The sequence below is a fragment of the Mesorhizobium sp. M2C.T.Ca.TU.002.02.1.1 genome (genome assembly GCF_003997225.1).
The window spans coordinates 1-632 of sequence record NZ_RZTO01001440.1 but is presented as its reverse complement, the minus strand read 5'-3'; the positions used below and the strand labels follow the sequence as shown (position 1 = coordinate 632).

Annotated in this window: 1 protein-coding gene; it reads right to left on the bottom strand. The window is 63.9% G+C overall.

Features of this window, described 5'->3' with window-relative positions; translation table 11 throughout:
- The coding region (locus tag EOD07_RS36645) for an aromatic ring-hydroxylating dioxygenase subunit alpha (RefSeq protein WP_164772970.1) at positions 1 to 632 on the bottom strand (632 nt) is incomplete at both ends.

Below are 632 nucleotides of genomic sequence, written 5' to 3'. Positions count from 1 at the left end.
CGCCATGGCGACGTGATAGCCTTCATTGTCGACGTCGCGCACCGATTTCCAGTTGACCGGCGATTTCTGCGTCCAGATGCCCCAGGACGGCACCATGTCGGCGACGTTGTAATGCGCCATCTCGGCTTCGATCGGCTTGAGCAGCTCGGCGACGGAAGGCTGCGGGCCGCCCTTGCGGAAGCGGATGAAGATGAAGCCCATCCAGATTTCGAGGTCGAGCGGCATCAGGCCGAACTCGGTCTTGTCGAGCTCGGGGAAGGAGCGCGGGCGGGCGGCCCCTCGCAGCGTGCCATCGAGATTGTAGACCCAGCCATGGAACGGGCAGACAAGCGCGTTCTTGCAAGTGCCCTGGCTGTCGGCGACGACGCGGCTGCCGCGGTGGCGGCACATATTGTTGAAGGCGCGCACGATGCCGTCCTTGCCGCGCACGATCAGCGCGCGCTCACCGATCACGTCCATGGTCAGATAGTCGCCCGGATTCGGCACGTCGGAGACATGGCCGGCGATCTGCCAGTGATTGCGGAAGACATATTCCTTCTCAAGCTCGAGAAGGGCGTTGGAATGGTAGCTCCCCCCCGGAAAACCCCGCCGGTCCCAATCGTTGGGGATCGCCACGTCACGGAGGTGCGGGT